This window comes from Bacillus sp. LR--39 (assembly GCF_053613335.1).
On the sequence record NZ_JBSIOT010000004.1, the window covers coordinates 192,255 to 210,287 of the forward strand.

General features: G+C 44.1%; 18 protein-coding genes and 1 pseudogene. 15 read left to right on the forward strand and 4 right to left on the reverse strand.

Translation table 11 applies throughout. The features are described from left to right. The first annotated feature begins 28 nt into the window (after nt 1–28). The 7 genes from ACWHAR_RS17865 to ACWHAR_RS17895 all read left to right on the forward strand — a co-directional run bounded on the left by ACWHAR_RS17865 (nt 29) and on the right by ACWHAR_RS17895 (nt 5,765). A complete protein-coding gene (locus ACWHAR_RS17865; RefSeq protein ID WP_003155558.1) occupies nt 29–214 on the forward strand; it encodes an SE1561 family protein in 186 nt (61 codons plus the stop codon). A gap of 101 nt (nt 215–315) precedes the next feature. Beyond that, nucleotides 316–1,107, forward strand: coding sequence for a delta-lactam-biosynthetic de-N-acetylase (gene pdaA, locus ACWHAR_RS17870; protein ID WP_014417202.1), 792 nt, complete (start codon nt 316–318; stop codon nt 1,105–1,107). A 210-nt stretch (nt 1,108–1,317) separates the two neighbouring features. Next, on the forward strand, nt 1,318–2,238 hold the full coding sequence (locus tag ACWHAR_RS17875; RefSeq protein WP_014417203.1) for an ABC transporter ATP-binding protein: 921 nt from the start codon (nt 1,318–1,320) through the stop codon (nt 2,236–2,238). Next, the gene (locus tag ACWHAR_RS17880; RefSeq protein ID WP_032872325.1) at nt 2,231–2,968 is read left to right on the forward strand and encodes an ABC transporter permease; all 738 of its coding nucleotides are present in this window, start codon (nt 2,231–2,233) and stop codon (nt 2,966–2,968) included. Before ACWHAR_RS17875 ends, ACWHAR_RS17880 begins: the two co-directional genes overlap by 8 nt. 96 nt (nt 2,969–3,064) lie before the next feature. Continuing rightward, a complete protein-coding gene (locus ACWHAR_RS17885) occupies nt 3,065–3,664 on the forward strand; it encodes an undecaprenyl-diphosphatase (RefSeq protein ID WP_022552759.1) in 600 nt (199 codons plus the stop codon). Nucleotides 3,665–4,036: 372 nt separating this feature from the next. Next, nucleotides 4,037–4,750 (forward strand): response regulator transcription factor, encoded by a 714-nt coding sequence (locus tag ACWHAR_RS17890; RefSeq protein ID WP_014417206.1) that lies wholly within the window; start codon nt 4,037–4,039, stop codon nt 4,748–4,750. Then, nucleotides 4,740–5,765, forward strand: a complete 1,026-nt coding sequence (locus tag ACWHAR_RS17895) for a sensor histidine kinase (protein ID WP_032872326.1) — start codon at nt 4,740–4,742, stop codon at nt 5,763–5,765. Before ACWHAR_RS17890 ends, ACWHAR_RS17895 begins: the two co-directional genes overlap by 11 nt. Nucleotides 5,766–5,871: 106 nt before the next feature. On the opposite strand, the gene ACWHAR_RS17900 is transcribed toward ACWHAR_RS17895, so the two are convergent. The 3 genes from ACWHAR_RS17900 to corA form a co-directional block, all read right to left on the reverse strand. Further along, entirely contained in the window at nt 5,872–6,732 is an 861-nt protein-coding gene (locus tag ACWHAR_RS17900; RefSeq protein ID WP_032872328.1) for an NAD(P)-dependent oxidoreductase, read from the reverse strand. Nucleotides 6,733–6,782: 50 nt separating this feature from the next. Next, nucleotides 6,783–7,430, reverse strand: coding sequence for a hypothetical protein (locus tag ACWHAR_RS17905; RefSeq protein ID WP_032872331.1), 648 nt, complete (start codon nt 7,428–7,430; stop codon nt 6,783–6,785). Between the two features lie 63 nt (nt 7,431–7,493). Next, nucleotides 7,494–8,453: a magnesium/cobalt transporter CorA gene (corA, locus tag ACWHAR_RS17910; RefSeq protein WP_032872334.1), complete on the reverse strand. Its 960-nt coding sequence runs from the start codon at nt 8,451–8,453 to the stop codon at nt 7,494–7,496. Nucleotides 8,454–8,559: 106 nt separating this feature from the next. Here corA and ACWHAR_RS17915 point away from each other — a divergent pair, with 106 nt between their 5' ends. Together ACWHAR_RS17915 and rlmD are read left to right on the forward strand one after the other, a co-directional pair. Next, the gene (locus ACWHAR_RS17915) at nt 8,560–9,423 is read left to right on the forward strand and encodes a DNA-3-methyladenine glycosylase family protein (RefSeq protein WP_032872337.1); all 864 of its coding nucleotides are present in this window, start codon (nt 8,560–8,562) and stop codon (nt 9,421–9,423) included. Nucleotides 9,424–9,551: 128 nt separating this feature from the next. Continuing rightward, nucleotides 9,552–10,952: a 23S rRNA (uracil(1939)-C(5))-methyltransferase RlmD gene (gene rlmD, locus ACWHAR_RS17920; protein ID WP_007408520.1), complete on the forward strand. Its 1,401-nt coding sequence runs from the start codon at nt 9,552–9,554 to the stop codon at nt 10,950–10,952. Between the two features lie 156 nt (nt 10,953–11,108). Here the strand turns inward: rlmD and ACWHAR_RS17925 are convergent. Beyond that, nucleotides 11,109–11,270: pseudogene (locus ACWHAR_RS17925) on the reverse strand (PLP-dependent aminotransferase family protein); the annotation flags it as partial. A 447-nt stretch (nt 11,271–11,717) separates the two neighbouring features. On the opposite strand from ACWHAR_RS17925, the gene ACWHAR_RS17930 reads away from it, so the two are divergent. From ACWHAR_RS17930 to ACWHAR_RS17955, 6 genes are all read left to right on the forward strand, one after another. Continuing rightward, complete coding sequence (locus ACWHAR_RS17930) at nt 11,718–12,017, forward strand: YfzA family protein (protein ID WP_032872339.1); 300 nt, start codon at nt 11,718–11,720, stop codon at nt 12,015–12,017. An 881-nt stretch (nt 12,018–12,898) separates the two neighbouring features. Beyond that, complete coding sequence (locus ACWHAR_RS17935) at nt 12,899–13,882, forward strand: tRNA dihydrouridine synthase (RefSeq protein ID WP_032872342.1); 984 nt, start codon at nt 12,899–12,901, stop codon at nt 13,880–13,882. Between the two features lie 145 nt (nt 13,883–14,027). Beyond that, complete coding sequence (locus tag ACWHAR_RS17940; protein WP_032872344.1) at nt 14,028–14,528, forward strand: DUF6884 domain-containing protein; 501 nt, start codon at nt 14,028–14,030, stop codon at nt 14,526–14,528. Nucleotides 14,529–14,784: 256 nt separating this feature from the next. Further along, on the forward strand, nt 14,785–15,786 hold the full coding sequence (gene acoA / locus ACWHAR_RS17945; RefSeq protein ID WP_032872346.1) for an acetoin:2,6-dichlorophenolindophenol oxidoreductase subunit alpha: 1,002 nt from the start codon (nt 14,785–14,787) through the stop codon (nt 15,784–15,786). Nucleotide 15,787: 1 nt separating this feature from the next. After that, nucleotides 15,788–16,816 (forward strand): acetoin:2,6-dichlorophenolindophenol oxidoreductase subunit beta, encoded by a 1,029-nt coding sequence (gene acoB, locus ACWHAR_RS17950; RefSeq protein ID WP_032872348.1) that lies wholly within the window; start codon nt 15,788–15,790, stop codon nt 16,814–16,816. A gap of 14 nt (nt 16,817–16,830) precedes the next feature. Continuing rightward, nucleotides 16,831–18,024 (forward strand): dihydrolipoamide acetyltransferase family protein, encoded by a 1,194-nt coding sequence (locus tag ACWHAR_RS17955; RefSeq protein ID WP_032872350.1) that lies wholly within the window; start codon nt 16,831–16,833, stop codon nt 18,022–18,024. The last annotated feature ends 9 nt before the right edge of the window (nt 18,025–18,033 follow it).

Consider the following 18,033-nt stretch of genomic DNA (forward strand, 5'->3'; position numbering starts at 1 on the left):
CATTATAAAAAATGAATGGAGTGGAAGTATGGGGAATGCAGTAAACAGCAAAGATCAGCAGCTCGATTACCTGAAGAACAGACTCGATATGTTTATGAATGTCATTGATTCATTAGACCCTGAATCAACGGACGTTGAAGATATAGACCGGCTCATCGGCATGCTTGATGATCTGGAAGCAAAATACGAACGCTTTAAAAAGGATTGGGAATAAACCCCGGCGGAATGCCGGGGTTTTTCTTTTTCCATAATGCGGCTGTATAAAAGGGCAGGGCCTACTGCAAAATAAGGAAAAATGCAGAAGGAGTGCTGGTCATGAAATGGTTTTGTTCAATTTGCTGCATGGCCGTTTTACTTGCGGGAGGCATCAACAGCGCAGAAGCCGTGCCGAATGAACGGATAAACTGGGGCTTTAAACGCAGCGTCAATCATCAGCCGCCGGATGCCGGCAGACAGCTGGACAATCTGGTCAAAAAATATGATGCCTTTTATTTGGGCAATACGAAAGAAAAGACCATCTATTTAACGTTTGATAACGGATATGAAAATGGGTACACCCCGAAAGTGCTTGATGTGTTAAAAAAACATCACGTCACGGGCACTTTTTTTGTCACAGGTCATTTTGTGAAAGAGCAGCCTGATTTGATTAAACGGATGTCAAAGGAAGGCCATATCATCGGCAATCATTCTTTTCATCATCCTGATCTGACGACAAAAACGGGCGATCAGATTCAAGACGAACTCGATTCCGTCACGGAAGCTGTGTACAACATTACCGGAAAGCGGGACAACCTGTATCTCCGTCCGCCGCGCGGCGTATTCAGCGAATATGTCCTCAAAGAAACGAAGCGCCTCGGCTACCAAACCGTTTTCTGGTCCGTCGCATTTGTCGACTGGAAGGTTAACGAGCAAAAAGGGAAACAATATGCCTATGATCACATGATAAAGCAGGCGCATCCCGGCGCGATCTACCTTCTTCACACCGTTTCAAAGGACAATTCAGAAGCTCTGGACGATGCCATTACCGATTTGAAAAAAGAAGGCTACACGTTTAAAAGCATTGATGACCTGATGTTTGAGAAAGAAATGAAGCTGCCGTCTTTGTAACGGGAAGCGCCTCATCATATAGTCTTATCTTGATGCAGGCGTCAAAACCCTTACGCCATAAACATCACTGAGATGAAACCTGCTCCCAGTTAAAGGGGGCAGGTTTTTTTGCCCCTCTAATTAAGAGATAGTTAAGAAATAGTTAATCCCCAGTTAAAAACGCATTCCTATACTATTGTACATAAGCATTAGGAAAGTAGGTCTGGATCAATGCCGGAAATAATTAAAACGACAAATTTAACAAAAGTTTATGGAAAACAAAAGTCAGTTGATAACCTCAACATAACAGTTAATGAAGGTGATATTTACGGGTTTCTGGGGAGAAACGGGGCAGGTAAAACAACGACAATAAGAATGCTGCTGGGGCTGATAAAGCCTACTCATGGAAAGATTGAGATATTCGGTGAGGATTTACATACGAATAAGAAAGACATTCTAAAAAGAATTGGTTCAATTGTAGAAGTACCAGGATTCTATGGAAACCTCACGGCTAAAGAAAACCTTGAAATAAATGCCAGGATCGTTGGAATTCACAAAAAAAATGCAATTGAAGAAGCATTAGAAATTGTGGGATTAGAGAATGAAACCAAAAAGCTTGTAGGCAAATACTCTTTAGGAATGAAGCAAAGACTTGGCATCGCCCGATCTCTTCTTCACTATCCGGAATTACTAATATTAGATGAACCGACGAATGGTTTAGATCCGATTGGGATTAAAGAGATGAGAAGGCTCATTAAAACATTAGCTGAAGAAAGAAAAATTACTCTGCTGATATCGAGCCATATCCTGTCTGAGATTGAACAATTAGTTGATCATTTGGGCATTATTCACGAGGGAAAACTGTTAGAGGAAACCGAATTTGATACTCTCCGGAAGAGAAATCGAAAGTTTCTTGAGTTTCAAGTTTCGAATGATAATAAAGCTGCGATGCTTTTAGAGAAACATTTTCAGATCTTTGACTACGAAGTACATGGTGACGGAATTATCCGCATTTTCTCGCATATTGGACAACAGGGAGCAATTAATAAATTACTTGTTCAGAACGATATTGAGGTGTTTAAAATTTTGATGAGTGAAGACCGCCTGGAGGATTATTTCACAAAATTGGTTGGGGGTGGAACCATTGGTTAATCTGTTATATGCAGAGTTACTAAAACTCAGAAGGTCTGCGATGCTTCTAATAAGTACGATAGGAGCTTCGGTCGTCCCATTTATGGTTGTCGTTGCATCCTATGTACAGATAAAGACTGAGAATCCCGCTCCTGTCATAAAATTTCATGAACTTTTCAGCAACGCTAACTTATATACAGTCTTGGTAGTGGGGGTCCCGCTGTATGGAGTTGTTGCCGCTTATATTTTTAACAGGGAATACATGGATGATACACTGAAAAACCTTTTAACCATACCCGTTTCCAGAATCAATCTGATACTTAGTAAACTATTGCTGCTATTTATCTGGATATTCTTTTTAACTTTAGTTGCGTGGGGGCTTACTTTATTACTGGGTGTGATCTTGCAATTCCCGGATCTCAGCCAATCACTCATACTCAAATCATTTTTGCACTTTTCAATTGGGGGAATTTTACTATTTGTTTTATCAACACCTATTGTTCTGATCACAGTTGTTCTAAAGAATTACGTACCTACCATTATTTTTACAATCCTAATTACTTTGATAAATATTATGACAGCTAACTCAGAACACAGAGGATTGTTCCCGTGGGCAGCAGCCGGAGACATTTCAATGAATACGCTTCTCCCTACTTATCCTCCGGAGTACTCCTATGCAGGAATTGCCCTAATCTCAATATTGGGATTTGCTTCCTTGGTGATCTATTTTAACAAAGCGGATATACATTAATGTTTATGAAAGACTTTCAAGTGAAAAGCCGATTGATTTGTGCCGCATAAATTCCGTGAAAATATAAATGAGTGTTTAAATAGGAGGATGGTATAAGTGTCTTTTTCAGAGATGAATATGACCGCTTTTCGTGCTGTAAACGATCTGGGAAAAGAATATCCATTTCTAAACTCAGCAATGGTCATACTTGCTGAATATGCAGTGTTTATTTTAGCACTCGTTATGCTTGTTTTCTGGTTTACCCGAAATGATAGAAACAGAATGATGGTCATACAGGCGGGAGCGGCATTCATTATAGCAGAGATGATCGGGAAAATTGCCGGTCAACTCTATTCCAATCATCAACCATTTGCAGTTCTTTCAAATGTTAACAAACTGGCAGATCATGCGGTGGATAATTCATTTCCAAGCGATCACACCATCCTATTCTTTTCTATCTCATTTTCTTTTTGGCTTGTATATAAAAAAACAGGCTGGATCTGGATCATATTTGCGCTTAGTGTAGCTGTTTCACGCATATGGGTAGGTGTACACTATCCTTTCGATGTTGCTGCAGGAGCTCTTTTTGGAATTATATCAGCTGTGTTATCGTATTGGATTGTACCAAGGCTTGCATTGACTAAAAAAGTTCTTACTCTTTATGAAAAGGGGGAGGGCTGTATTTTACCCCGAAAAGAGAGGTCGAAAAATGTTTAGGCGGATGAGAAACACCTGTATGAACCAGGTGTTTTTGTTCGTTCGAGCACAAACAAAAAACTCATATTGATGATTGATCAACAGGTAATAATTTAGCGGATAGGGGACAAATTCCCGACATAAAAACATAATCGAAATACTGATCTTGTTGGAATTAGGGCTTACTCTTTAAATATCATGACGTTTGTGTCAAAGTTATATTTGGAAGCTGAGCGTTACAATTTTCATAAGCCGACAATTTGAATACACCTGTGTTTATATAAAATACTGAAAATTGGCTAAAAGATCACATGATAGATTGCATATCATGTAATAATGAATACCCACTGTTACTTACATAAATACAAAAAATATGAAGGCGGGTGTCATGAAGTGAAAGAAATTCGTGTCCTTATCGCTGATGATGAAAAAGTGATCAGAGATTTATTAAAAAAATACATTGAACGGGAACTTTATTTAGCAGATGTTGCAAAGGATGGACAGGAAGCTTTGGCATTATTTGAACAAAATACTTATCACCTCGTAATATTGGATCTCATGATGCCAAAAATGGATGGGATTGAAGTATGCAGAAAACTAAGAGAAAAAACCAATGTGCCAATACTTATGCTTACTGCAAAGGACCATGAAGCTGACAAAATTGTAGGGTTGAGTATAGGAGCAGATGATTATATTACAAAACCTTTTAGCGTAAACGAGGTTGTGGCCAGAATTAAGGCACTGATGAGAAGGTTTTTCATTTTAGGGAGCGGCAGCGGAACAGAAGAGAAGCCGCTGCTGAAATATAAAGGTTTATCAATTGATGTGAAAAGATATATCGTATGCGTTGCAGGTGAAGAAATATCATTAACCGCAAAAGAGCTGGAGCTGCTGAAATTTATGGCTTCCAATCCGGAACAGGTATTTACGAAGGCTCAGTTGTTTCGGAATGTTTGGGGCAATCATTACTTAGAAGATGACAATACCGTGATGGTTCACATAAGAAAGCTGAGAAAAAAAATAGAAAAAGACCCATCTAATCCTCAATTTATACAAACAGTTTGGGGAATAGGATACAAATTTGCAGGTGAGAAAGATGAGTCGTAAAATCATATATCTTATGTTTCTGCAGATTACACTGATTTGCCTCAATTGTTTATATGACTGGCAGCACCAAGAGCTTAACACTGTTAAATTGGTTGTCTATGGTCTGCTGATCGGTTTGTCTGTAATCCTTATTACAATTTACTGCAAATTCAACAATGAGCTCATTCAAATGATCCATGCGGTTAAGCGGACATTAAATGGGAACTTAACGACAAGAATATTTGCGAATGGGGCTCCGATATTTAATGAAATGGTTTTTTCAATAAACGAATTGATCGAGAAGTTAGAGAAAATACAGGTGGAAACGATTCAAACGCACGCAGCGAGAAAAAGCCTGTTATCAAGCATATCACACGATATTCGCACACCGCTTACATCAATTATAGGATATTTAGATGCGTTGAAAGACGATATTGCAGCCTCGGAAGAAGAAAAGAAAGAATACGTAAACATTGTTTCAAAGAAGTCGAATCATTTAAAGCAGTTAATTGATGAAATATTTAACATGGCTAAACTGGATGCAGATGAAATGCCGATGCAGCCAGATATTATTGACTTTTCTGAAATAACCAGAGAGTTATTGATTGAATACTTGCCGGAGATAAAAAGAAATGAATTAGAGCTTAAAATAAATATTCCTGAAAGAAAGTGTCTTATTATGGCGGATCGTCTAAGTATCGTTAGAATTATTGAGAATATCTTGAAGAATGCCATCCTTTACGGAAAAGAAGGAAAGGTTCTTGGCATAGAACTTAAAGAGAATGACAAAGAATTTGAACTGCTGATCTGGGATAGGGGGCCGGGGATACCAAAGACAGAATCAGAGAAGGTATTTGAGAGGATGTACAGGGGAGACTTATCCAGAAGCTCAGGACACTCGGGAAGCGGTTTAGGACTCTCAATTGCCAAAGCATTAATTGAGAAAAATCAAGGGAGAATATGGGTTGACAGCACCCCTTATATAAAAACAACATTCGGCATTGCATTTGGAAAAATAAAATTAATACGGACATGAATGGAATGATTAGAAAGAGAAACAGACGCTTATAATAGCCAAGAAACCAATGTGTTAGAGAACACATTGGTTTCATTTTTTCCTAAACGGGAGAGGTTTTCACTGCTTATTTGATACATTTAATCAGTGCAGCCCAATCCAGATCCCCGAAGCCTTGTGCGATCCCGCTTTCAAAATGGCTCTTGGCCAGCTCGGCAAGAGGGAGTTTTGCGGAAACCTGTTCTGCGGCGGCGAGCGCCAAATTGGTATCCTTCAGCCCTAAAGACATTTTGAAACCGGCCGGCTCAAATTTCTCCTCAGCCATGATCGTGCCGTAATTTTGATAGACGGGAGAGCCAAAGAGCGCGCCGGCAATTTCTAAAAATTGTTTCCGTTCTAAACCGAACTTCTCCATCATTAAGAATGATTCAGATAACGCCTCCAGCATAGAAACGAGCAAGAAATTGACGCTGATTTTCGCGGCATTGGCGGTCTTTGTTTCTTCACCAGTGTCAAATACTTGCTGACTCAGGATGTTAAGCAGCGGTTCGGCCTTTTTCTTCGCTTCCGCCGGTCCGGCTGTGATGATGCGAAGCTCAGCCTTCTCGGCGGCATCGGGGCGGCCGAGGACGGGAGCGGCGATAAAGGACTGCCCTCTGCCCGAATGTGCGGCGGAAAGCTGTTCTGACAGCGCCGTACTGATCGTGCTCATTGAAATATGAATGCCGTTTTCAGATAACCCGGCAATAATGCCGCAAGCTCCGAAAGTCACGTCTGTTACGGCTTCATCGTCTGACAGCATGGACAGCACGATATCTGCATGTTCAGCTGCCTGGCGGGGCGTTTCGGCATATTCGGCCCCTTTTTCCAGCAGGTCAGCCGCTTTTTCTTTCGTCCGGTTATATACAGTCAGGCTGTATCCGGCTTTTATGATATTTTCGGCGATGGGGCGGCCCATATTGCCGAGTCCGACGATGGCGATCTTCATTTCACAGTCCCTCCAATGAAAAGTTTTCCACCATTATACATGCAAAATGGTTATTCTGCTGTGTACAGGATTGCCACTTTCAGTTCAGGTTCTGAAGACCATCCGGAGTCTGAGGCGGCTTTCCCCTTATAAAATCCGCTAAACCGCGTTTTAATGATTGTTTTTGAACGGGGTTTTACAGTGAACGTTTTTGAGTTGAATGTGACGTCCTTTATGTTTTCTGATAAATCCGGGGTGACAGAAATGGTTTGTTCCCCTTTTCCGTAATGATTGATATAAAGCGTGCAGCTCATGCCCGCTCTTTTTCGCTCAACCAGATGACTGCATTCGCTGCGGTGCTTCAAATATTCGACAGCCTCTTTTTCGGGCGCGAACTGTTTTAAGGAAAAAGCGGCATATTCGGTGGCAGGACTGATACCGGAAGCGGCCCCCATACTGAGAAAGATCAGAAACAGCCCCGCCGCGGGAAGCGTCCGCCTGAACGCGGCGGCACACCAGATTAACGCCGCAAAGTAAAGCACGACCCCGGGAATGACGGAGATATGGGCTCCATCTTCCGACCAAGAGGAAAAGCCGAGTAACTCAAAGATGTAATCAGACACCGTGCGGCCGTTATACAGCGGGGCAATGGACATGACACTGAAAGCCAGGAGGACAGAAGAAATGATTTTGTGAGAAAAGATGGTAACGGCGCACACCTCTTTACGTTTTTTTCCAGACTATCATGTTTTCTCAAAAAAAAGAACAGCCGGCAGCCGTTCTTACTTGAAAATATTAAACCAGCCTTTGCGAGCGAACCAAAACAGCATGGCGGCCACAAGGACGGCCATTACGCCCAAAACGATAAAATACCCGTATTTCCAATGAAGTTCAGGCATGTTATCGAAATTCATGCCGTAAACCCCCGCGATGAACGTCAGCGGGATAAAAATGGTCGAGACGATGGTTAATGTCATCATAATGGCGTTCATCCGGTTTGAATTCAGCGTCACATAGCTGTCCCGCAAATCTGAAGTCATATCACGGTTTGACTCGATCAGCTCAGCCAGTTTTAACAGGTGGTCATAAATATCGCTGAAATACGCTTTCGTTTCACGGCTTTCTCTTACATGGTCAAGGCTCAAAATCCGGTACATTAAATCGCGCATCGGAATGATCGTCCGCCTCAGGTTCAAAAGATCAGTCCGCAATTCAAACACTTCATTCATTAAAGTGCCGTAAGATTTATGGGTTCTGCTGTCTTCAATTTCATTCAACCGGTCTTCAATTTTGTACAGCACGGGGAAATATTCATCGACAAGCTGATCCATAATCATATAAGTGATGTGCCCGGGCCCTTTTTTGGCTAATCCCGGAGAAGCGAAAAAACGTTCTCTCACCTTTGAGACGCCGGGCGATTCGTGCAAATGGAAGCTGACGATGAAACGGTCAGACTGAAAAATGTCCACCTCTTCCATTTCCAGTGTGTCCGGGTTCAAGGCGTGGAGCACATAAAAACGGTAGCCGTCATAGTGGTCGATTTTCGGCCGCTGCATGTGCTGAAAGCAATCCTCGATCGCAAGCGGATGAAAATGAAAATAATCCCGCAGCAGCTCGGTTTCATGCATCTCAGCGCCGAAAAAATCAATCCAGTACCATGCGATGTCCGGTTGTTCTGTACGTGATAGGGGGATATTATCTAATATCTCATTATGTGTTGTGATTGCGGTTATATGTATCATAAACAACCCTCCGCCTGCCATTATATCATGCGGCGTTATGAAGAAAAGTATACGAATTGCCGCTCGGCCGCTTCATGATATACTTGGACAAAAAGGGGTGGAGCATATGTGGAAGGAAATGGTTTCGGTCACACCGCCGTATCATTTTGATAAAGTCCTTGAAAGGCTGTCGCTCGATCCGCTGAATGCGGTCGATCTTAAAGCAAGGTCAATCAAAGTGCCGCTCAGAACACGGGACGGTAAACTGTCCGTCATCACGGTTCAAGGGGAAGGCACCGCCGCAGACCCGGTTTTTCTCGTCAGCGGAGAAACGGACCGCAAAGAGATGATTGAACGGATCAAACACATTTTTCAGTGGGAGCAGCCGCTTCAGCCTGTACTTGATCATTTCTCAAAAACAAATCTGTCGGCGCTTTTTGAGGAGCATGCGGGAACCCCGCTCGTCTTGGAATATGACGTCTACAACTGTCTCATGAAATGCATCATCCACCAACAGCTCAACCTTTCCTTCGCTTTTACTTTAACGGAACGGTTCGTCCATGCCTTCGGTGAACAAATAGACGGCGTCTGGTGCTATCCCGAGCCGAAAACGATCGCGGCGCTTGATTATCAGGACTTGCGGGAGCTCCAGTTCAGCATGAGAAAAGCGGAATATGCGATTGACATTTCACGGATGATTGCAGACGGAGCGCTCAATCTGGCGGAACTTTCTCATTTATCGGATGAAGACATTATGAAAAAGCTGATCGCCATCAGAGGCATCGGCCCGTGGACCGTTCAAAACGTGCTCATGTTCGGCCTCGGCCGCCCGAATCTGTTTCCTTTGGCGGACATCGGCCTGCAAAACGCCGTCAAACGCCGCTTCGCTCTAGAGGATAAACCGTCAAAAGACATGATGCTCCAGGTAAGCAGGGAATGGGCGCCGTATTTAAGCTATGCGTCCTTGTACTTGTGGAGAAGCATTGAATGAAAAAAGGAAACTTCCAGTGAAAAACATGAAGGAACCGCCGGCTGCATGTTATACTGAAAAGATGTGATATTTCAAATCAGCCGTTTTCCCATGAGAAAGGCTTTATATAGAAACGGAGAGAAAAAAACGTGAATCAACATCAAAAAAAGGCGCCTGCCGAATTGAAAATCGGACAGACATTTCCGCTGACCATCAAACGTCTCGGCATTAACGGAGAGGGCGTCGGCTATTTTAAGAAAAAAGTTGTCTTCGTACCCGGCGCTCTGCCAGGGGAAGAAGTCGTTGCCGAAGCGACAAATGTGCAGCCGAAATTTTCAGAAGCACGCGTCAAAAAAATCCGCAAGCCGTCTGAACACCGCGTCACGCCGCCATGCCCGGTCTACGACCAGTGCGGCGGCTGTCAGCTTCAGCATCTGGCATACACCCAGCAGCTTCGCGAAAAACGCGACATCGTCATTCAGTCTCTGGAACGTCATACGAGATTCAATGTCGAAGAAATGAACATTAAAGATACGATCGGAATGGACAACCCTTGGAATTACCGGAACAAAAGCCAGTTCCAAGTCGGACGCTCGCAAAGCGGCAGCATCATTGCCGGCTTATACGGACTTGATTCCCATAAAATCGTCCCGATTAAGGAATGCATTGTCCAGCATCCGGCGACAAACAAAACAACGGGTATCGTCCGCCGTATTTTGGAAAAACACAACGTATCCGTTTATAACGAACGAACCAAAAAAGGCGATGTCCGCACCATCGTGACGAGAGTCGGTTTTGAAACAGGCGAAGTGCAGGTCGTGCTTGTCACCGCGAAAGAGACACTGCCGAATAAAGACGAGATCGTCAAAGCCATTCAGAACCGTCTGCCGGAAGTGAAATCGATTATTCAAAACGTCAATGGCGCGCGCACATCCGTCATTTTCGGTGACAAAACAAAAGCGCTGGCCGGAAGCCATGCCATTCAAGAAGTGCTCGGTGACGTGTCATTTGAACTGAGCGCCCGCGCCTTCTTCCAGCTCAACCCTGAGCAGACGGTCAAGCTGTATGACGAAGTGAAACAAGCGGCTCAGCTGACAGGAAAAGAAAAAGTCGTAGACGCGTATTGCGGCGTCGGTACGATCGGCATGTGGGTTTCAAGCGGCGCAAAAGAGATCCGCGGCATGGACGTCATTAAAGAATCAATTGATGATGCGAAGAAAAACGCCAAAAAACACGGCATCAAAAACGCGGCATATGTCACAGGAACAGCCGAACACTGGCTCCCGAAATGGACGAAAGAAGGCTTCCGCCCTGACGTGGTCATCGTCGACCCGCCGAGAACCGGCTGCGACAGAACATTTTTAGATACCATCAAAAAAGTAAAACCGAAGCGCTTCGTATACGTATCCTGCAATCCTTCCACACTGGCGAAAGACTTGCAGACGCTATCGAAGGACTATCGCGTCGAATATATTCAGCCTGTGGATATGTTTCCGCAGACGGCTCATGTGGAAGCCGTGGCGAAGCTTGTTTTGAAATCGTCTAACTAAAATAAACAATTCAGACCTGGATTTCGGTAAATAAACAATTCCGATTTCCGGGTCTTTTTCATGTTTTGCCCTTGTCCTATCTGTCTTTATTTAACTGATAAAAAGAGTTGAAAAAACGTATGGAAAAGCAAGTGAAAAACAGCCAAGCAGGCTGCTTTCTATTAACACTTTCTTTTTTCCGTTTGGAAACGGCATTACAGACAAAATATGAAGATCTTGTTGTGAACCAGAAGCAATAACAAGTCGTTCAAGTTCCGTGAATACTTGTAATCTCAGTTAATATTTTGTGAACTTCTTTCTTAAAGAATAAAGTCCCCGACACTCATCGGCACATCTACTATTGGCGATAGTTGTAATAAATGATAAAAAGGAGGTGAAACCGAATGAGAGATATTGGAACCTCAACAACTGAACGAAGGTTCTGAAGTAGAAACTGTAAAAGACAAGGTTGCTTACTTACACTAATCACAACGGCAGTTGGCACATCACTATCAGCAACAACTGTGGATAAAAGATCAAACAAACTAAAAAAGCATGTTTCGTCGTTATACATGATATGAAAGCCTAAACAGGAAAAAAGGCCCCCGATTACTTTCCTTATTACTAAAAAAGAAATAAATCCGAGGCGGAAACGCAAGTGATAACAACTATTACAGTAATACCTGCGATGGTTATATCCTTAATAAGTAATTATCGCGACAATCATTCTTCATCATATAATGATGTTAGATTGACACTAGGCTAAAAAGTATTGGAGAAAAGGAAATGGATAAAGTAAACAAAAAACGACTGTTATTTAAAAGAAGTTGGTTTCAAACGTTGTTGGCATTTTTAGTTTCACAGCTTTATTTTAATTTTGCAGTATTAACGGGATGGGGTCCTAATTATAGAGAAATGAATGGATTCCCAGCAAACATAGTTGAACTGGATTTCTTTCAAACATATCTTTCATTCTATGATAATCCATGGTTTAATATTGTCACTGTTTTCTTGGGGGTTTTCACTGTTATACAAATAATTACAGGTGTAACAAAGGATATTCGAAATAAAAGCAATAACTTCTGATGCCTTATTTAATGATGAAAGAAAATGAATACTTTCTTATTCTTATGAGTGAGGACTGCGGCACTTAGTCAGCAGTCTATTTTATTGGTTTTGGATCAGGATTACCGAATCGTAACCTTATACATTGTATAAAGATATTAACATATGGGGTTTGAAAGCCAATCGCCCTTTAGTACATATACTGTATAGAGCCAGAAGCCACTTGCTGCGTTGGTTATTTCTAAACCATGAGCAAATCTCAAATGGTCCAGATTGAAGTTTTGAATTCTTTTAAGTAAGAGTTTATTTTCTCTTCTCATCCTCCTTACTCCATACCATCCCCAACTCAATTTGCATAATTAAATCTCTTGAAATTAGTTTTCCGCAAAATGATATTGAGATAAGGATATGGTGCAGCGTTAAATATTTTATCTTCGATAACAGGACAATTATTTTGCATTGGTAATAGGGAGAACTCTTATGATATTCTATTTAGGTTGGAATCCTTTTTGTCCAAAAAGAGCAAAAGTAAGGCCGCTAAGTAAGATGAAGGTCAGCGCTACTATTAATAAACCACAATATAAATAAAAAAATAGGTGTAGATAATCTTCACACTTTTTTCTCTCTCAAACCCTTTTAAAGGTTAAGGAGTTGACTGAGTTGATCAGAAATGAACGATATGGGGTTAACTTTAGCGATAGTCTATTACGTTAACTCAATTAAGGTGTTCTGCTTCAGTTTGCTTTTCACTTTTTAACGTGTAAAAAGTGAAATGTTCAAAATTTACTATCGTTTGATAAGAAGTGCTGACACATGCTATAAGTGTAAAAGAAGCATGGTCAGTTTTTAATTTTGGGATAAAGGTTTGGCTGTATCCCATCATGAAAGGATTTGGATTTGTTATGACAGATAATTTCTGGCGTGAATTACCGCGGCCATTTTTTGTACTGGCACCAATGGAAGATGTGACGGATGTCGTTTTTCGCCATGTTGTGAGTGAAGCAGGCAGACCTGATGTGTTTTTCACAGAGTTTACAAACTCAGAAAGCTATTGTCACCCGGATGGGAAGGATAGTGTGCGCGGCCGTTTGACTTTCACGGAGGATGAACAGCCGATGGTTGCCCACATATGGGGAGATAAGCCTGAAAACTTTCGCCAAATGAGTATTGGGATGGCGGAATTAGGGTTTAAGGGCCTGGATATCAATATGGGCTGTCCTGTACCTAATGTGGCGGGGAATGGAAAGGGAAGCGGCCTGATTTGCCGTCCTGAAGTTGCAGCCGAATTAATACAGGCGGCGAAAGCAGGAGGTCTGCCGGTAAGTGTGAAGACCAGACTCGGCTACACGGATATAGACGAATGGCGCGGCTGGCTGACACACATACTGAAACAAGACATTGCGAATCTTTCCATTCATCTGCGTACAAGAGCGGAAATGAGTAAAGTAGATGCGCATTGGGAGCTCATCCCGGACATTAAGAAACTTCGTGACGAGATAGCGCCAGAGACCCTTTTGACGATCAATGGAGATATTCCTGACCGGGAGACCGGCTTGAAACTCGCTGAACAATACGGTGTTGACGGGATTATGATTGGACGAGGCATTTTTACTAATCCATTCGCCTTTGAAAAGGAGCCGAGAGAGCATAGCAGTAAGGAATTGCTTGATCTTTTGAGATTGCATCTGGATCTTCATGATGAATATTCAAAAGCAGAAGCTCGAGCATATAAACCGCTCCCTCGCTTTTTCAAGATATATCTCCGCGGATTCCGGGGAGCAAGTGAATTAAGAAATCAATGCATGAATACAAAGTCAACAGATGAAGTGCGTGCATTGCTCGATGACTTTGAGAGAAAGTATCTTGATGGGATGGAGCAAGAGTGACATAAACAACTCTTCATCCGGCCCGGAGTTCGGTTTGAATTCCGGGTCTTTTTGTGTGCGGCTTTTACCCAGACATATCCGTCATGCAGAAATAAACGAATAATGGTACATTGATAGGAGATACATCATAAAGGGGGAGAGAAAAATGAAACGACTGTGCATCATCCCCTGCGGCAAGAAAAAAATTTGGGATGTCCATTCAGATACAGGTCCGGTAAGGGCGGAAGACGCTTATCTCAGCCCGTTTCATCAGGCGTGCGAGCAATATGCGAAAGCATTTTTCGATGAGTGGGTGATTTTGTCGGCGAAGCACGGATTCCTTCGTCCGGATGATATTGTTCCCGGAAATTACGATGTCACTTTTGGAACCGGTCATCCGGAGATCATGGCAGCGGACGAGCTGCGCCGTCAATTTCATGAAAAAGGCTTTTCCGACATCGAAGAGCTTGTCATGCTTGGCGGGAAAAAATACCGAAGCGTCCTAAAGGCCGTCATCGGAGAGCATCAGCATATCACCTGGCCTTTGTCATCGTATAAAGGCATTGGCTACATGCTTCAAGCGCTGAATCGGGCTGTTGAAGAAAAGCATGAACTGCAAGCACGCGGATATGAAAAAAAGAGTGTAACCACTCAAACGCCGCGATAGACTGTATGCAGAAGAATGAAGCAGTTAAAAGATTTCCGAGGAAATAAATACGTCGATCATTGTCAAAGACAGGGTGATGCCCGGTCTTTTTTGTATGCCATAAAACGAGACAAAGGGAACAGATCGAGACAAAATGAGACACCTGTCTCAAACTGTCTCCAGTGTAAAAATAAAAACATTCATTTTCCGGGCTCCAAAGGCTGGCACACTTCTTGCATTTGTATATGTGAACCCTAAATAGAAGGAGGCGCACAAAATGGAATTGTTAAAACGAGAAGACTTGTCATTAACTGAGGAGAAAGCGCTGTGGATGTACCAAAAGATGCTGGAAATCAGGGGCTTTGAAGACAAAGTGCATGAACTGTTCGCGCAAGGAGTGCTTCCCGGATTCGTCCATTTGTATGCCGGTGAAGAAGCGGTAGCTGCAGGCGTGTGCGCTCATTTAGATGATGGCGACAGCATTACAAGCACGCACAGGGGACATGGTCATTGTATCGCTAAAGGCTGTGATCTGGACGGCATGATGGCGGAAATATTCGGAAAAGCGACCGGACTGTGTAAAGGAAAAGGCGGTTCTATGCACATTGCGGATCTTGATAAAGGCATGTTAGGCGCAAATGGAATCGTCGGGGGCGGCTTTACGCTCGCATGCGGATCAGCGCTCACGGCTAAATATAAACAAACTAAAAATGTAAGCGTTTGCTTCTTTGGAGACGGAGCCAATAACCAAGGGACCTTCCATGAAGGGCTGAACTTAGCGGCAGTATGGAACCTTCCTGTCGTGTTCATCGCCGAAAACAACGGCTACGGCGAAGCCACGACATTTGAGTACGCGTCAGCCTGTGATTCAATCGCCGATCGGGCGGCTGCCTATAACATGCCGGGGGTCACGGTGGACGGAAAAGATATTTTAGCGGTTTATCAGGCAGCCGGGGAAGCGATAGAAAGAGCAAGAAACGGCGGAGGCCCGTCTTTGATTGAATGTATGACTTACAGAAACTACGGCCATTTCGAAGGGGATGCCCAAACTTATAAAACAAAGGATGAAAAGACTGAGCATCTTGAAGAAAAGGATGCCATTCAAGGCTTTAAAAACTATCTTCTAAAAGAAACAGATGCAAATAAACTGTCAGACATCGAACAGCGTGTCAGCGAATCGATTGAAAAAGCCGTCTCGTTCAGCGAAAAGAGTCCATATCCGAAAGAGTCGGAGCTGTTGACAGACGTCTACGTGTCATATGAAAAAGGGGGAATGTGAGATGGCGAGAGTCATAAGCATGTCGGACGCGATCAATGAAGCAATGAAGCTTGCGATGAGAAAAGACGAAAATGTGCTTGTAATCGGTGAAGATGTCGCCGGGGGAGCGGCGGTCGATCATTTGCAGGATGATGAAGCATGGGGCGGTGTACTCGGGGTCACAAAGGGGCTCGTACAGGAATTCGGGCGCAGCCGAGTGCTGGACACACCGATTTCTGAGGCGGGCTACATGGGTGCGGCCATGGCTGCGGCATCCACGGGGCTGAGACCGATTGCGGAACTGATGTTTAACGATTTTATCGGAACGTGCTTTGACCAAGTGATCAACCAAGGGGCGAAATTCCGCTATATGTTCGGCGGTAAAGCGCAAGTGCCGATCACCGTCCGCACCACATACGGAGCCGGGTTCCGGGCAGCCGCTCAGCATTCGCAGGCGCTGTATGGCCTGTTCACCAGCATCCCGGGTCTGAAGACGGTTGTGCCGTCCAATCCATATGACGCCAAAGGTTTGCTGCTTTCGGCAATAGAAGACAATGATCCGGTATTCTTTTTTGAAGACAAAACGTCCTACAACATGAAGGGTGAGGTGCCGGAAGATTATTATACAATTCCGCTCGGAAAAGCGGATATCAAACGCGAAGGCAGCGACATCACGCTGTTTGCGGTCGGCAAGCAGGTTAATACCGCGCTTGAAGCGGCTGCACAGCTTTCTGAGAAAGGCATCGACGCCGAGGTGCTTGATCCCCGGAGTCTGTCTCCTTTAGATGAGGAAGCGATTTTCACATCGTTAGAAAAAACAAACCGGCTGATCATCATTGACGAAGCCAATCCGCGCTGCAGCATCGCCACGGATATTGCTGCGATTGTCGCCGATAAGGGCTTTGATTTGCTTGATGCGCCGATTAAGCGGATTACAGCGCCGCATACACCGGTACCGTTTTCGCCGGTGCTTGAAGATCAATATTTGCCGACACCAGACCAAATTGTCAGCGTCACGCTTGAATTGCTTGGCGAGCCGGCAATGAATTAAAGGAGGGATATAGAATGGCTGTAAAAGTAGTAATGCCGAAGCTGGGAATGGCGATGAAGCAAGGTGAAGTATCCGTCTGGAATAAAAAAGTCGGCGACCCGGTTGAAAAGGGAGAAAGCATCGCCAGCATCAACTCGGAAAAAATAGAAATGGAAATAGAAGCGCCTGAAAGCGGCACACTTCTTCACATTAAAGTCAAAGAGGGAGAAGGAGTCCCGCCGGGAACGCCCATCTGTTATATCGGGGAAAACGGCGAAGAAGTGCGGGAGAAGGAGGCGCCGGCTCCTGAAAATGCAGGGAAACCGCAATCTGAACCTGAACATATTCCCGCTCCCAAAGCCGTGCAAAAGCGTAAACACCGCGTGAAAATATCTCCCGTTGCCCGAAAAATGGCGGAGAAAGCCGGGTTGAAAGTTGATATGCTGAACGGGACGGGGCCCGGAGGCAGAATCGTAAAAGCTGACGTCATCAAGGCCATGAAGACGGAATCTGAACCGCAGTCTTCGGTTCAGACGACACAGCCGGAGGGAAAACCGGCTTCAGCGATGAGAAAAGTGATTGCAGACCGAATGCACAAAAGCCTGCAAAACAGCGCCCAGCTGACGCTGACGATGAAAGCGGACATTACGGAGCTTGTAAAATGGCAGCAGCAGCTCGCCGACAGCGCGAAAAAGCGGAGCGGTGTTAAACTGACGGTCACACATTTCGTATCCCGGGCCGCGGTGCTTGCGCTGAAACAGCATCCTGAGCTGAACAGCTCTTATCAAGAGGAGCGGATCATCACCTATCCATATGTCCACCTCGGGATGGCGGTTTCTCTTGAAAACGGTCTCGTCGTGCCGGTGATCCGGGATGCGGAAAAGCTTTCATTCCTTGAGCTTGCGGAGCACATCAGCACATCGGCACGCCGGGCGCGGGAAGGCAATGCTTCCGGAGATGATCTGCACGGATCGACATTTTCTATTACAAATCTCGGGGGTTACGGAATCGAGCATTTCACCCCGATTCTTAATCCGCCTGAAGCCGGTATTCTCGGAGTAGGCGCAAGCTATGAAACGCCTGCGTTTAAAGGAGATGAGCTTGTCAAAAGCACCATGCTGCCGCTGAGCCTTACCTTTGATCACAGAGTATGTGACGGCGCACCGGCTGCGGACTTCCTGAAAACGGTCAAAGCGCTGCTTGAAGAGCCGGCCGGATTGATTTTATAGAGAGGGTGA

Bases quoted from the DNA above. Each gene is read 5' to 3' on its own strand.
- ACWHAR_RS17865 (WP_003155558.1), top strand. From the start codon at position 29: ATGGGGAATGCAGTAAACAGCAAAGATCAGCAGCTCGATTACCTGAAG.
- pdaA (WP_014417202.1), top strand. From the start codon at position 316: ATGAAATGGTTTTGTTCAATTTGCTGCATGGCCGTTTTACTTGCGGGA.
- ACWHAR_RS17875 (WP_014417203.1), top strand. From the start codon at position 1,318: ATGCCGGAAATAATTAAAACGACAAATTTAACAAAAGTTTATGGAAAA.
- ACWHAR_RS17895 (WP_032872326.1), top strand. From the start codon at position 4,740: ATGAGTCGTAAAATCATATATCTTATGTTTCTGCAGATTACACTGATT.
- ACWHAR_RS17900 (WP_032872328.1), bottom strand. From the start codon at position 6,732: ATGAAGATCGCCATCGTCGGACTCGGCAATATGGGCCGCCCCATCGCC.
- corA (WP_032872334.1), bottom strand. From the start codon at position 8,453: ATGATACATATAACCGCAATCACAACACATAATGAGATATTAGATAAT.
- ACWHAR_RS17915 (WP_032872337.1), top strand. From the start codon at position 8,560: ATGTGGAAGGAAATGGTTTCGGTCACACCGCCGTATCATTTTGATAAA.
- ACWHAR_RS17930 (WP_032872339.1), top strand. From the start codon at position 11,718: ATGGATAAAGTAAACAAAAAACGACTGTTATTTAAAAGAAGTTGGTTT.
- ACWHAR_RS17935 (WP_032872342.1), top strand. From the start codon at position 12,899: ATGACAGATAATTTCTGGCGTGAATTACCGCGGCCATTTTTTGTACTG.
- ACWHAR_RS17940 (WP_032872344.1), top strand. From the start codon at position 14,028: ATGAAACGACTGTGCATCATCCCCTGCGGCAAGAAAAAAATTTGGGAT.
- acoA (WP_032872346.1), top strand. From the start codon at position 14,785: ATGGAATTGTTAAAACGAGAAGACTTGTCATTAACTGAGGAGAAAGCG.
- acoB (WP_032872348.1), top strand. From the start codon at position 15,788: ATGGCGAGAGTCATAAGCATGTCGGACGCGATCAATGAAGCAATGAAG.
- ACWHAR_RS17955 (WP_032872350.1), top strand. From the start codon at position 16,831: ATGGCTGTAAAAGTAGTAATGCCGAAGCTGGGAATGGCGATGAAGCAA.